This is a genomic window from Stenotrophomonas sp. C9D9 (genome assembly GCF_056491205.1).
In genome coordinates, this window is sequence record NZ_JBSZIF010000004.1 from 1,676,626 (window position 1) to 1,690,064 (window position 13,439).

A 13,439-nucleotide genomic window follows, 5' to 3' on the forward strand; every position below is an offset into this window, starting at 1 on the left:
AATGGAGGTGAAGGCCCTCATGCTGGCATGACCTGTGCCGGGGTCGCCAGCGCGGAGCCATACGTTAATCTTGCGTCATGAGCGATTCACTGTTGCCCCGTGCCCACGATGTCCTGGCTGCCGCTGCGCGGATCGCGCCGCACGCCAGCGTGACCCCGGTGCTGCGCTCGCGCACGCTTGATGCGCTGGCCGGCGCGCAGCTGGCGTTCAAGGCCGAACACCTGCAGCGCGGCGGCGCATTCAAGTTCCGCGGTGCCTGCAACGCGGTGTGGTCTTTGGATGCCGATCGCGCCCGTGCCGGCGTGGTCACCCATTCCTCCGGCAACCACGGCGCTGCCCTGGCCCTGGCCGCGCGCACCCGTGGCATCCCCTGTCACGTGGTGGTGCCCGAAGGTGCGGTGGCGGCCAAGCTGGCCAACATCGCCCGGCACGGTGCCACCCTCTGGCGCTGCCCGCCGACCATCGCCGACCGTGAGGCCACCTGCGCCAAGGTGCAGGCCGATACCGGCGCGACCCTGGTTCATCCGTATGCGGACCCGGCGGTGATGGCCGGACAGGGCACCGCGGCGCTGGAACTGCTGCACAGCGACGGCCCGTTCGATGTGCTGGTGGTGCCGGTGGGCGGCGGTGGCCTGGCCAGCGGTAGCGCGCTGGCCCTGCAGCTCGCCAGCCCGCAGACCCGGCTGGTGCTGGCCGAACCGGCCGGCGCCGATGACACCGCACGCTCGCTGGCCGCAGGCGAGCGCCAGGCGGCCTTCACCCCGGACACGATCTGCGATGGCCTGCGTACCCTGATCGGCGCCCCCAACTTCGCGCTGCTGCGCGCGGCCGGCGCCGAGGTGATCGTGGTTGACGACGCTGCCACCACGGCCGCGATGCGCCTGCTGTGGGAGGTGCTCAAGCAGGTGGTCGAGCCGTCCTCGGCCACCGTGCTGGCCGCGGTGCTGGCACAGCCGCAGCGGTTCGCCGGCCTGCGCGTGGGCCTGGTGCTGTCCGGTGGCAATGTCGACCTGCCCGCGCTGCGCTGGGGGGCGCCTTGAGCCGCGACCGGCACCGGCATCGCACCGGCCTGCTGGGCTGGCTGTGGCGGCTGTTCGTGCTGCTGGTGATCTGGCTGCTGGGGGTGACCGCCTGGATCGTCTGGGTGGGTGAGCGCGACCAGGCGGCCAAGGCCGACGCGATCATCGTGCTCGGCGCGGCGGCCTATGACGCCAAGCCGTCGCCGGTGTTCGAAGAACGCATCCGCCATGGCCTGGATCTCTATGACGCACAGTACGCGCCACTGCTGATCTTCACCGGTGGCTATGGCGGCACCGGCGCGCGCTTTTCCGAATCGCAGGTGGCGCGGCGTTATGCGCTCAAGCATGGCGTGCCGGACGACGCGATCCTGATCGAGACCGCCTCGCGCAACACCGTGCAGAACCTGGTCGAAGCCAAGCGGCTGATGGACCAGCGCGACCTGCACCGGGTGATCATCGTCAGCGACCCGCTGCACATGGCGCGCGCGCTGCGCCTGAGCAAGGCGCTGGGCATCGATGCGCTGGCCTCGTCCACGCCCAGCACGCGCTTCCGCAGCTTCCACACCAGCTGGCGCTTCCTGGTGCAGGAGATCTATTTCTTCCACCGCGACCTGGTGCGCCCGCCGCTGAGTTCGCCGGCCAATACCTGATTGGTTGCAGTCGGTAGTGCCGGCCGCTGGCCGGCAACCTCATGATTCCATGGTGGACATCTGCCGGCCAGCGGCCGGCACTACCGGATGATCGGTAGAGGCCAACCAAGGTTGGCACCTACCAGAAGCAGGTGCGCGGTCGCGTGATCAGGTCTGCTTGCGCCGGATCGGAATCGCCGACACCGGTACCGAGGCCACGTCGTGCCCGCCTTCGCGGATCGGTGCGCCCGGGTCCGGTGCCCAGGCGTGGGCATAGATCACTTCCCAGCTGCTGGGCAGCTTGCCGTCGGCACGGCGCATCGGTTCATACGCCGCCGCAGCAGCGGCGAAACGGCCACGCCCGGTCAGCGTGTGGCGGCGGTCCACCCGCGCATTGGTCGCGCCCATCGCGCGCAGCTCGCGCATCAGCGAGGGCAGGTCGTCGTAGGTCAGGGTGAACAGATCGCGGTCCAGCACCGGGTCGCGGAAGCCGGCCATCATCAGCGCATCGCCGAACTGGGCGATCTGCGCGAAGCGGCTCACGTGCGGGCGGTCATCGGCGGTCGCGAAGGCTTCGTTGAGTTCGACCAGCGTGTCCGGGCCGAAAGTGGAGCACAACAGCAGGCCACCGGGCTTGAGCACGCGACGGAACCCGGCGAACACCGCCGGCAGGTCGTCCACCCACTGCAGGCACAGGTTGCTGAAGATCACGTCCACGCTGTTGTCGGCCAGCGGCAGCGCGGCGGCGTCGCCGCACAGGCGCTGGAACGGCTTCCACCAGCCAGCCTGGCGCTTGGCCTGGTCCAGCATCGGCAGCGCCACGTCCAGCGCGATCACCTGCGCCTTCGGCCAGCGCTTCTTCATCAGTGCACTGGCGTGGCCGGTGCCGGCACCGATGTCCAGCACCACTTCGGGCTTGCGTGCCTCCAGGTAGTCCAGCGATTCGATCAGCCGCGCCTGCACCTCGCGCTGCAGGGCGGCGGCGGCGTCATAGCTGTTGGCGGCGCGGGCGAACGCGCGGCGGACATGGCGGGCATCGAAGTGGGACGGCATTGCGAAAGTCTCTTAGAACGTACCGGGGTAGGCGCCGCCGTCGATCAGCAGGTTCTGCCCGGTGAGGTAACCGGCCTGTGCACTGCACAGGAAGGCGCAGGCGGCGCCGAATTCATCCGGCGTGCCGAAGCGGCCGGCGGGAATCTGCTGGCGGCGGCGTTCGGCCACTTCCGCAGCATCGCCGTCCTTGCCCGCAGAGTGGGCGAAGTTGGCGCGCAGGCGGTCGGTGTCGAACTGGCCGGGCAGCAGGTTGTTGATGGTGACGTTGTGCGCCACGGTGCGGCGCGACAGCCCGGCGACGAAGCCGGTCAGGCCGCTGCGCGCGCCGTTGGACAGCGCCAGGATGTCGATCGGGGCTTTCACTGCCGAGGACGTGATGTTGACGATGCGGCCGAAGCCGCGCGCGATCATCGCGTCCACGGTGGCGCGGATCAGCGCGATCGGCGCCAGCATGTTGGCGTCCAGTGCGGCGATCCAGTCGTCGCGCTCGAAGCTGCGGAAATCGCCAGGCGGCGGGCCACCGGCATTGGTGACCAGGATGTCCACCTGCGGGCACGCGGCGAGCGCTGTGGAGCGACCGGCCTCGGTGGTGACGTCGGCGGCGACCACGCGGACTTCGGCGGCGCCGGGCAGGGCACGCAGCTCTTCAGCGGCGGTCTGCAGGGCGGCTTCGCCCCGGGCCACGATCACCACGTTGACACCCTCGCGCACCAGTGCCCGCGCGCAGCCCAGGCCCAACCCCTTGCTTGCGCCGCAGACCAGTGCCCAGCGGCCGTTGATACCCAGATCCATGCGTCAATCCCGCGGAATGAGGAAGGCGCTCATTGTCCGCCATCGGCCGGTGACAGGCCGGCAACGAAGTGTTGCAGGGCCGCGGCGACCTCGTCGGCATGGCCGAGGAACGGCGCATGGCCGCCGTGGGCGATGGTCAGCGCCTGCCCGCCCGGGGCCAGTGCCGCAGCGGCCTGCATCGCCGTCGGCGACACCAGCCGGTCACGCTGGCCGGCGATCCACAGGCTGGGTTTGCCCAGCGTCGGCAGTGCGCCGCGCAGGTCGGTGCTTTCCAGCAGGCGCAGGCCTTCCAGCAGGGCGCGTTCGGTGGGTGCACCGCGCTCGACCAGGCGCTGGCGCAGCGTGCGCAGCTCCTCGCGGGCGTGTGCCGAGCCCATCACGTCCAGCGCCAGGAAGCGTTCCAGGGTGCCGCCGAAATCGCTGGCCAGCTCGCGCCCGAACTGTTCGAACACCGCCGGTTCCACCGCATGCGGCCAGTCTTCGCCACGCACGAAGCGCGGCGTGGCCGCGATCATTGCCAGCCCGCGCACCTTCGGCAGCGTTGCAGCGGCGTGCAGCGCAAACAGGCCGCCCAGCGACCAGCCGCACCACACCGCCGGCGGCGTGGCCGCGGCGATGGCGTTGACCACGAACGGCAGGCGCAGCGGCGTGCTGTCCTCGCGGCTGTGGCCGTGGCCCGGCAGATCAACCAGATGCAGGGTGAAGCGATCGGCCAGGCGTTGCACCAACGGCGCGAACACACCGCCCTGCAGGGCCCAGCCATGGATCAGTACCAGGTCCGGCCCCTGGCCGGTGACGTCGATATGCATGGGAAAACGGCAACAGGCTCAGGCAAAGACCGGCAGCGGCGGTGGCGCGGCCTCACGCGCGGCCAGGTCGACGCGATCGCGCGCGCTGGCAATGGCTTCGACCACGCCACGCACCTGCTCGGGGGTGTGCAACGCGGACAGGGTGACGCGCAGGCGCGCCTTGCCTTCGGGAACCGTGGGCGGGCGGATCGCGCCGACCAGCCAACCGGCCTGTTCCAATGCCTTGGACATCGCCACGGCGCGGTGGTCGTCGCCACACAGCAGCGGCTGGATCGGCGTTTCCGAGGCCATCAGGTCCAGGCCATGGCGGCGGGCTTCGCCGCGGAACAGCGCGATCAGGTCGGTCAGTTTCGAACGCCGCCAGTTGTCACGGCGTGCCAGGCGCACCGCTTCCAGTGCTGCGGCGGCCAGCGGCGGCGGCATCGCGGTGGTGTAGATGTAGGGGCGCGCGGTTTCGGCCAGGTGCTCGATCAGGTCGTCGCGGCCCAGCACCAGCGCGCCGGAACCGCCCAGTGCCTTGCCCAGCGTGACCAGCTGCAGCGGCACATCGTCCACGCCCAGTCCGGCAGCCGCGACCGCGCCACGGCCATCGCCCACCACGCCCACGCCATGCGCATCGTCCACATAGAACAGCGCCTGCTGCAGGCGTGCCACAAGCGACAATGCACGCAGCGGTGCGATGTCGCCATCCATGCTGAAGACACCATCGGTGGCCAGCATCGCCGCGCCATCGGGCGCGTGCTTGAGCTGGCGCATCGCACCTTCGGCATCAAGGTGCGGATAACGGCGCAGGCGCGCACCGGCCAGCCGCGTCGCATCGAGCAGGCTGGCGTGGTTGAGCTTGTCCTGCACGCACACATCGTTCTCTTCGCTCAGCAGCGCCTGCTGCACGGCCAGGTTGGCGGCGAAGCCGCTGCCGAACAGCAGCGCGCGCGGGTAGCCCAGCCACTCCGCCACTTCGCGCTCCAGCGCCTCATGCAGGGCGTGGTGGCCGCAGACCAGATGCGAGGCACCCGCGCCGGTGCCTTCGCGTGCGGCCGCATCCTGCAGTGCATTGACCACGCTGAACTGCTGGGCCAGGCCCAGGTAATCGTTGCTGCAGAAGCCGGTCAGCCACTGGCCGTCCACTTCCAGGCGGACGCCGTCACGACGGGTGACCGTGCGCCGCGTGCGGCGACGGCCTTGGGCATCGCGCAGGGCGCGTTGGGCGTGGAGGCGGGCGGTCAGGTCGGGGCGGGCCATGGCGGCTGAATGCGGCGACGGGGCGGCTAGGGTAGCGCGTTGCCGCGGCGCCTGCTTGCGACCCGTCTCAGGCCGCGTGAGCGCAGCCACAGGCCGGCGCATCGGCGCTGATATCGGCGTGCACGGTACCGCCGTGGTCATGACCCTCGGCATCCACCTGCACCGCCATCGGTTGCAATCCCAGCCGAGCGAACAAGGCCAGGTCGCGCTCGCTCTCCGGGTTGCCGGTGGTCAGCAGCTTGTCGCCGTAGAAGATCGAGTTGGCACCGGCCAGGAAGCACAGCGCCTGCAGTTCGTCGCTCATCGCCTCGCGCCCGGCCGACAGCCGTACCATCGAGCGTGGCATGGCGATGCGTGCCACCGCGATCATGCGCACGAACTCGAACGGGTCCAGCTCGGCGCTGCCGTGCAGCGGCGTGCCCGCCACCTGCACCAGCTTGTTGATGGGTACCGAATCGGGATGTGCCGGCAGCGTGGCCAGCGCCAGCAGCAGGCCGACGCGCTGCGCGCGCGTCTCGCCCATGCCGACGATGCCGCCGCAGCAGGTCTTCAGGCCGGCATCGCGCACGTGCTCCAGCGTGTCCAGACGGTCCTGGTACTGGCGCGTGTGGATGATCGAATCGTAGTAGTCCGGCGCGGTGTCGAGGTTGTGGTTGTAGTAGTCCAGGCCGGCGTCCTTCAGCGCACGCGCCTGCTCGCCGCTGAGCATGCCCAGCGTGGCGCAGGTCTCCAGGCCCAGCGCCTTCACCCCGGCGATCATCGCCGCCACCTTCGGGATGTCGCGGTCCTTCGGCGAACGCCACGCGGCACCCATGCAGAAGCGCGAGGCACCGGCGGCCTTGGCCTGGCGTGCCTTGGCCAGCACTGCGTCGGTCTCCATCAGCTTCTGCGCGTTCACCCCGGTGCTGTAGCGCTGCGCCTGCGGGCAGTACGCGCAGTCTTCCGGGCAGCCGCCGGTCTTCACCGACAGCAACGTGGAGACCTGCACCTGCGATGGGTCGAAATGCTCGCGATGGACCGCGGCGGCGCGGAACAGCAGCTCGGGAAACGGCAGATCGAACAGCGCCTGCAGTTCGTCGTGTTGCCAGTCGTGGCGGATGGCAGCAGCCATGGCGGGACCTTGGGTACGAGTGGAGCGAGGGCGGCAGTGTGGGTGGGCTGGCGAGGCCTGTCAACTTAAATATTCTTGTGCAGTTTACAGAAATCGACCGCCAGAAATGCGCGCTACGGTGTAAGTTCATTGCTGCATACGGACTCGCGAGCATGAGCCATGGACAGCTACCAGCCCTACCCGATCCGCCCCGATGCGGTGCTGTGCAGCCTGGCCGAACTGCCTGACGGCGGCCTGCGCGTGGTGATGGATGATCTGCGCCAGACGAGTGAACCCGGTCACTGGCAGAACCGCATCTTCGTGACCTTCAAGGACTACGCGGCGGGGCAGCTCGATCCCTCGACGCTGCCCGACGAGGAGTTGCAGGCGTTCGGTCTGTACGTGCTGGTTCGCCTGCTGGCCATCAATGGCTGCCTGCGCGACACCGAGGAGGAGCCCGACAGCGATGCCCACCTTACCGAGCAGCAGCGGCAGAACATCGCCGCGCTGACCGACGAGGACATCGCCTGGATCGATGCGCAACTGCTTTCCCACTGCGATGGGCAGTTCCGGAAAATCGCCTTCATCGTGGGCAACGCGATGTCGCTGGACCCGCAGCGCCGCCCCGGCATTGCCGATGTCTTCTACGCCCAGCGCGTGCGCAAACTGGTCGCGCGCGGCGTACTGGAAGCGCAGGGCGACCTGGCGCGCATGCGCCATGGCGAAGTGCGCATCCGGCAGCAGCCCTGACCGGTGATGCGAGCGATGATGAGTTGGCACATCTGCCGCGCTATCTGGATTGGCTGCGGTAGCAGCCCAACGTGCGCAGCGTGGAAAAGCGCCGGTGGCGGGAGCGCCTGCCCGTCTAGCGGTGCACGCACGGGGCAGGCTGTCAGCAGGATCCACGGCCGGGCATTTCACCGCATCCTGCAAGGCCTTCAGCCACAGTAGCCGCTGTCCGCCTTCCTCCGCAGCGTCCAGACTGCCCCGCATGACCGATCTCCATCGCCTCCGCGGCCGTATCACCGCGCTGGTTCTCAGTGAGGCCTGGCGCCGCCGCGCCGCACTCTGGGGCGGCGCCGTGGCCGTGGCACTGGTGGCCATCCTGTTCGCCAAGGCCAGCGACGCGGCCTTCCACCTGTTCCAGCGCATCACCTCGCATTCGCCGTGGTGGGCCCTGCCGCTCACACCGGGCATCTTCGCGTTGTTGGTGTGGCTCACTTCTGGCGTGCTGAAGCCCACACGGGGCAGCGGCATTCCGCAGGTCATCGCCGCACTGGACAAGCCGGATGAGTCGTTCCGCAGGACCAATCTTTCGCCTGCGGTCTCGGCGGGCAAGCTGTTGCTGACGTCGTTGTCGCTGCTGGGCGGCGCGTCGGTCGGGCGCGAGGGCCCGACGGTGCATGTGGGTGCCAGCCTGATGTACCTGTTCGGCCGCTGGTTCGGCTTCAAGGACCCACGCGAGCTCTCGCACTTCCTGCTGGCGGGCGGCGCGGCGGGCATTGCGGCGGCGTTCAACACGCCGCTGGCCGGCATCGTCTTCGCCATCGAGGAGCTCAGCGGCCGTTTCGAGCATCGGTTCTCCGGCACCTTGCTGACCGCAGTGATTGTCGGTGGCGTGGTGTCGCTCGGCCTGCTCGGCAACTACACCTACTTCGGTCATGTGAGCGCGCGGCTGCCGCTGGGACAGGGCTGGCTGGCGATCCTGCTGTGCGGCGCAGTGGCCGGATTGCTGGGTGGATTGTTCGCGCGCGCGGTGCTGGCGAGTGCGGCGGGCCGCCCGCGTTGGCTGGGCCAGCTGCGGCAGCGGCATCCCGTGCTGCTGGCTGCAGGCTGCGGCCTGGTGGTGGTGGCGCTGGCGTTGACGTTCGGCGAAGGCGCGTTCGGCACCGGCTACGAGCAGGCGCGCAGCCTGGTGCAGGGGCAGGCGATGGTCGGCCATGAATTCGGTCTGATGAAGCTGCTGGCGAATCTGGCGTCCTACGTGGCGGGTATCCCCGGTGGCCTGTTCTCGCCGGCGCTGGCGGTCGGTGCCGGCCTTGGGCATAACCTGGCGGTACTGATGCCGGGCGTGGATCCGCGAGCATTTGTACTGTTAGGCATGTGCGCCTATCTGACCGGCGTCACCCAGGCACCGCTGACCTCGGCGGTGATTTCGCTGGAGCTGACCGACAGCGGCGACCTGCTGCTGCCGATCCTGGCCACGGTGCTGATCGCGCGTGGTGTGTCCGGGTTGGTGTGCCGGGTGCCGATCTATCGTGGGTTGGCGGAGTTGTTGATGATGCCCGTCGTCGCGCCACACTCGCCTTCCAGCGGAAAGGATTTCACGAAGTGAGCTACACCATCGCCCCTGAACAGGTCATCGATTACCCGCCCGAGCGCTTGCGCGAGTTCCATGGCAGCGTGGTCGAGTACATCGACAACCGGGTGTTCATGCTGGATCCGGGGCAACTGGTCGGCGAGGCTGCCGCGCAGGCCTACCGGGAGACCGCAGCCGGGATGTTCACCGCCCTGGGCTGGCAGGGAGATGGCCGCATCGAGCTGTTGTGGCTGCCCGCCTTTGTTTTCCCGCTGTCGGAGCACATGGCGGATGTCGGTGTTGGCGTCTGGCACGTCAAGCAGGAAGAAGACGGCATCTCCTACCTGTTGTCGCCGGTGCCGATGCCGTTCGAGGCACTGCACAACACGCCACACTGGAAGGAGGTCCGCCAGGCGGCAGAACGCAGGCGCGGTGCACTGGGCCGAGCGGTGGATGAAGTCCTGCACTATGTATGGGATCCAATAGGCATCCAGGCCAATCCGGACTGCCGTGGCGAGTACGCCGCCTACGCAGATCGCATCGAGTCCCAGCTGCTGCGCGGTGCAGGCGAACAGGAACTGTGTGCGGCCCTTGCCGGCATGGCGCGCAATGAAATGGGCGTCAATCCGGATGAGTACAGGACCCAGCGCGCCGCCGCCGCCCTGGTGGCCTGGCGGGCATCCCTGCGTGACTGACCCGATGAGACGACCGACGGTACTGCGTCCGCTTTCCTGACCGTCCGGTGTGGTTGCCGGTGATGGTTCCGGCATCGCTGCGCGGGCAGGTTGGGGTATGCCTCTTGCCTACCTCCCTCTACCGGCGGATTGGCCCGCAGCGCTGCTTCGCGTGCTCCTGCCACTGCGGTGTCTGGTCTGCGGCGACCCGGGCCACGATGATCTTGACCTGTGCCGCGCCTGCCTTGCCGACCTGCCGTGGTCCGGCCGTGCCTGCCTGCGCTGTGCGTTGCCGTTGCCCGACACGGCGTTGATCGTCTGCGGCAGCTGCCGCGAGGAAGCACCACCGCAGACGGCCACCCATGCCAGCCTGTTGTACCTGCCACCGGTCGACCAGCTGCTGGTGCGCTACAAGTTTCATCAGGACCTGGCGGCCGGCCGCCTGCTGGCGCAGTTGATGCGACGCGCACCGCCGCCCTGGTCATGCCCACCGCTGGTGCCGGTACCGCTGCACCGGCGCCGCCTGCGCCAGCGCGGCTACAACCAGGCCGCCGAACTGTGTCGCCTGCTGCCGATGCCGGTCTGGCACGGGCTGTACCGGCAGCGGCATACGGCGCCGCAGTCCGAACGCACGGCCGAACAGCGCCGGGAGAACCTGTTCGATGCGTTCGATGTACGCGATCCGGTGCCACCGCGACTGACCGTGGTCGACGACGTGATGACCACCGGGAGTACGGTGATGGAGATTGCCGAAACGCTGCGCTGCGTGGGCGCTGAAGAGGTGCGGGTATGGGTATGCGCGCGGGTGCCGTGATCGTCCTCTTCATCGCCAGGGGCTAGGATGAGGCCGGTTCCGGATCGAAGGAGTGGCCATGAATTCCCCCTTGTCTCCCTTGTTGTCGGCGGTGGGTCGCAGCTGGTGGATCCTGCTGCTGTATGGGCTGGTTGCGCTGGGCTTCGGCATCATCGCCATTGGCTGGCCGCTGTCCGCCGCCATGGCACTGGCGTGGACGCTGGGCGTGATGGCCATCGTTGAAGGTGTCATCAGCCTGTTCGCACTGGTCAGCGGCGGCAGCGGTGCGTCGCGTGGCTGGCTGGCACTGTATGCCATCGCCTCGCTGGGTTTCGGCATCCTGGCGGTGATCAATCCGCTGGCCACCGCCAGCGTGCTGGTGCTGTTCCTGGCGGCATGGCTGCTGGTGGCCGGCATCTATCGCATCGTGTTCGCGATCCGCGTACGCAAGCAGATCCAGGGCGAGTGGCTGCTGATTCTCAGTGGCGTGCTGGCGGTGGTGCTGGGCCTGCTGTTCGCTGCCAATCCGTATGCAGGCGTGGCGGTGACCACGCTGTGGATCGGCATCGGCAGCCTGCTGTACGGGCTGTTGCAGGTGCTTGTGGCGTTCAAGCTGCGGAAGCTGAAGTGAGGGTTGCGCTTCCGCTTCTGCTGGGGGCGGCGCTGGTGCTGGCCGGATGCATGCCAGGTGCCGCGCCCGGTGCGCTGGCAGGCAAGGAGCATGCGCCACGCCCCGGCGTGGATGTGCGCCTGAGCGCGGTCGATGCAGACGGCAAGGGTACCCAAGCGCAGTGGCAGGGCGAGACGCTGGCCCTGCGCGAGCCGCCGATTGCCGGCAGCGCGGACATCGCCGATGTGCGCTATGTGCTGGATGAAGGCAAGCAGCCGGGCCTGCAGATCCGCTATCGGCCGGAGGCGCACCAGCGCATCCACGATGGCACCGCGGCCCTGGTGGGCCAGCGGGCGGCGATCAGCGTGGACGGCCGCGTGCTGATGGTGGCGACGGTGCAGGGACCGTTCGGCGAATCGATGATGCTGAGCGGGCTGTCCAGCGTTGCCGAAGCGCAGGCGCTGGCCAGGCACATCACGGGCGAATGACGGGCGCGCCTGCAACCCCGCGCTGCGCGCGGAGGTCGACCCAGGTCGACTGCTACCGCGCGAAGCGGGCCTCGATCTCTTCCAGCGACTTGCCCTTGGTCTCCGGCAGCCAGAACGCGGCTACCAGGAAGAACACGAAGGTGCACGCCGCCCAGAACACGAACATGCTGGCGTAGCCGTAGTGGCCCACCGTGGGCAGGAAGATCGCGGCGATGGTGGTCGACACGAACTGGTTGATCAGCAGTGCGATGCTCATGCCGTTGGAGCGGATGCGGTTCGGCATCAGCTCCGACAGCGCCAGCCACACGCAGACGCCGGGGCCGACCGCGAAGAACGCGACGAACACCAGGATGCAGGCGGCCACCGCCCAGCCGTGGGCCGGCGGCGGCACCGGGCCGATGCGTGCCTGCTCGATGCGCAGCGGTGCCTGCGCGGCCTTGGCCGGGTCGGCGAACGGGTTCAGATGCAGTTTGCGGAAGAACGCGCCGATCACGCTGTCCGGCTGCACGGTGCCGGCACGCTCGATGCGCAGCTCGCGGTCGGTCAGATTGTCGCTGCGCAGGGCGCGCACATTGGTGAAGTCGCCATAGGCATACGACACGGTCAGCTGCAGCGGCCTGCCTTCGCTGTCGATGCCAACACCCAAGCGCTGCCACTGCGCGTCATCCAGTACCAGTTGCAGGCCATCGCCGCTGACCGCCGCCTGCAGCTGCGGCTGCACGTCGGTACGGCCGCGCTCGGCCTGGAAGAACAGCGTGGCGGCGGCCAGCAGGGCCACGCAGATGCCGCCGCTGCCGAGCATCAGCAGGAATTTGCGGCCCTTGCGGTCGACCAGCAGCAGCGCGACCACGGTCATCACCGCATTGAGCAGCTTGATCGCCACGTCAGCGCCATTGGCCACCGCGCCGGACAGGCCCGCCTGGTTGAGGATGTTCACTGCGTAGGCCAGCACCGAGTTGATGCCAGTGGCCTGGGTGCAGGCCAGCACCACGCAGGCGAGCAGGAACGGCACCACGTAGCGGCGGCTGAGCAGCGGGTCGCGCTTGCCGCTGCTGCTGCGCGATTCCGGTGCCTGGATCTGTGCAAGCGTGGGTTCCACCTCCGCAGCCGGCAGCACGCGCTGCAGGCTGCGGCGCGCGTCATCGATGCGGCCGCGCCGCACCAGCCAGCGCGGTGACTCGGACAGCCAGAAGATGCCGGCGCAGAACAGCAGGCCCGGCGCCAGGCAGGTCCAGAAGATGGTGCGCCAGGCGTGGTCCTTCACCGCAAACAGCTCCTGCGCCTGCTGCGCGACCGGCAGTGAGCGCACGGCTTCGGCGGCGGCATCCACTGCATGGGCCTGGTACAGGCCGATCAGCGCCGCCAGCACCAGGCCGACGGTCAGCAACAGCTGGAACATCGCCGCGCCGCGCCCGCGTCGTTCGGGGCTGAGCACTTCGGCCAGGTACAGCGGAATCACCACGCCAATCAGGCCGCCACTGATGCCCTGCAGCAGCCGGCCGAGCAGCAGCGGCGTGTAGCCCGAAGCCAGCGCCATGATCGGAATCGAGGCGGTGAACAGCAGGCCGGCCAGCAGCATCGCGCCGCGGCGGCCGATCAGGTCGGCGACCATGCCGGCGAACAGCGAGGACAACACACTGCCCAGCAGCACTGCCGCGACGACGAAGCCGAGCTGCTGGCTGCTGAGCTGCCACGCGTGGCTGGCCGTTGCCTCCAGGTAGGGCAGGGCACCGGCGATGATGCCGATGTCGATGCCGTACAGCAGGCCACCGAGGCCGCCGATGAAGAGCAGGTAGCGTACGGGCCAGCGCGGGGCGGTGGAAGCGGGTACGGCAGGTGCGGCGGCTGCGGTCATCGGCGTATTCCTGGAATAACGGGGATGGTGCGTGGCTGAGGCATTGCGCTTGCGCGCTTCATGTAGAGCCGAGCCATGCTCGGCTT

14 protein-coding genes are annotated in these 13,439 nt (G+C 68.9%); 8 read left to right on the top strand and 6 right to left on the bottom strand.

Annotation, left to right across the window (positions count from 1 at the left end; all coding sequences use genetic code 11):
• The first annotated feature begins 77 nt into the window (after nucleotides 1-77).
• Nucleotides 78-1,040 (top strand): pyridoxal-phosphate dependent enzyme, encoded by a 963-nt coding sequence (locus ACXI0D_RS13045; RefSeq protein WP_049444176.1) that lies wholly within the window; start codon nucleotides 78-80, stop codon nucleotides 1,038-1,040.
• The gene (locus ACXI0D_RS13050; protein ID WP_049444174.1) at nucleotides 1,037-1,669 is read left to right on the top strand and encodes a YdcF family protein; all 633 of its coding nucleotides are present in this window, start codon (nucleotides 1,037-1,039) and stop codon (nucleotides 1,667-1,669) included. The genes ACXI0D_RS13045 and ACXI0D_RS13050 overlap by 4 nt, the downstream gene beginning before the upstream one ends.
• A gap of 147 nt (nucleotides 1,670-1,816) precedes the next feature.
• On the opposite strand, the gene bioC is transcribed toward ACXI0D_RS13050, so the two are convergent.
• The 5 genes from bioC to bioB form a co-directional block, all read right to left on the bottom strand.
• Nucleotides 1,817-2,701 (bottom strand): malonyl-ACP O-methyltransferase BioC, encoded by an 885-nt coding sequence (gene bioC / locus ACXI0D_RS13055; protein ID WP_479642659.1) that lies wholly within the window; start codon nucleotides 2,699-2,701, stop codon nucleotides 1,817-1,819.
• A gap of 12 nt (nucleotides 2,702-2,713) precedes the next feature.
• Complete coding sequence (locus tag ACXI0D_RS13060; protein ID WP_119006901.1) at nucleotides 2,714-3,493, bottom strand: SDR family oxidoreductase; 780 nt, start codon at nucleotides 3,491-3,493, stop codon at nucleotides 2,714-2,716.
• A 29-nt stretch (nucleotides 3,494-3,522) separates the two neighbouring features.
• Nucleotides 3,523-4,302 (bottom strand): pimeloyl-ACP methyl ester esterase BioH, encoded by a 780-nt coding sequence (gene bioH / locus ACXI0D_RS13065; protein WP_119006900.1) that lies wholly within the window; start codon nucleotides 4,300-4,302, stop codon nucleotides 3,523-3,525.
• Between the two features lie 18 nt (nucleotides 4,303-4,320).
• Complete coding sequence (gene bioF, locus ACXI0D_RS13070) at nucleotides 4,321-5,544, bottom strand: 8-amino-7-oxononanoate synthase (RefSeq protein WP_119006899.1); 1,224 nt, start codon at nucleotides 5,542-5,544, stop codon at nucleotides 4,321-4,323.
• 67 nt (nucleotides 5,545-5,611) lie between these two features.
• Entirely contained in the window at nucleotides 5,612-6,655 is a 1,044-nt protein-coding gene (gene bioB / locus ACXI0D_RS13075) for a biotin synthase BioB (RefSeq protein WP_049444160.1), read from the bottom strand.
• 159 nt (nucleotides 6,656-6,814) lie between these two features.
• Between bioB and ACXI0D_RS13080 the strand changes: the two genes are divergently transcribed.
• The 6 genes from ACXI0D_RS13080 (at nucleotide 6,815) to ACXI0D_RS13105 (ending at nucleotide 11,498) form a co-directional block, all read left to right on the top strand.
• Complete coding sequence (locus ACXI0D_RS13080; protein WP_049444159.1) at nucleotides 6,815-7,384, top strand: DUF3658 domain-containing protein; 570 nt, start codon at nucleotides 6,815-6,817, stop codon at nucleotides 7,382-7,384.
• 241 nt (nucleotides 7,385-7,625) lie between these two features.
• On the top strand, nucleotides 7,626-8,969 hold the full coding sequence (locus tag ACXI0D_RS13085) for a chloride channel protein (RefSeq protein WP_479642660.1): 1,344 nt from the start codon (nucleotides 7,626-7,628) through the stop codon (nucleotides 8,967-8,969).
• On the top strand, nucleotides 8,966-9,628 hold the full coding sequence (locus ACXI0D_RS13090) for a hypothetical protein (protein WP_101766256.1): 663 nt from the start codon (nucleotides 8,966-8,968) through the stop codon (nucleotides 9,626-9,628). The genes ACXI0D_RS13085 and ACXI0D_RS13090 overlap by 4 nt, the downstream gene beginning before the upstream one ends.
• 97 nt (nucleotides 9,629-9,725) lie before the next feature.
• Nucleotides 9,726-10,421 (top strand): ComF family protein, encoded by a 696-nt coding sequence (locus ACXI0D_RS13095; RefSeq protein WP_049444152.1) that lies wholly within the window; start codon nucleotides 9,726-9,728, stop codon nucleotides 10,419-10,421.
• 58 nt (nucleotides 10,422-10,479) lie between these two features.
• On the top strand, nucleotides 10,480-11,031 hold the full coding sequence (locus ACXI0D_RS13100; RefSeq protein WP_049400854.1) for an HdeD family acid-resistance protein: 552 nt from the start codon (nucleotides 10,480-10,482) through the stop codon (nucleotides 11,029-11,031).
• The gene (locus ACXI0D_RS13105; RefSeq protein WP_049444150.1) at nucleotides 11,028-11,498 is read left to right on the top strand and encodes a SecDF P1 head subdomain-containing protein; all 471 of its coding nucleotides are present in this window, start codon (nucleotides 11,028-11,030) and stop codon (nucleotides 11,496-11,498) included. Before ACXI0D_RS13100 ends, ACXI0D_RS13105 begins: the two co-directional genes overlap by 4 nt.
• Before the next feature lie 52 nt (nucleotides 11,499-11,550).
• On the opposite strand, the gene ACXI0D_RS13110 is transcribed toward ACXI0D_RS13105, so the two are convergent.
• Nucleotides 11,551-13,353 carry an MFS transporter gene (locus ACXI0D_RS13110; RefSeq protein WP_479642661.1) on the bottom strand — a complete coding sequence of 601 codons (1,803 nt, stop codon included), beginning with the start codon at nucleotides 13,351-13,353 and terminating at the stop codon, nucleotides 11,551-11,553.
• Between the last annotated feature and the right edge of the window lie 86 nt (nucleotides 13,354-13,439).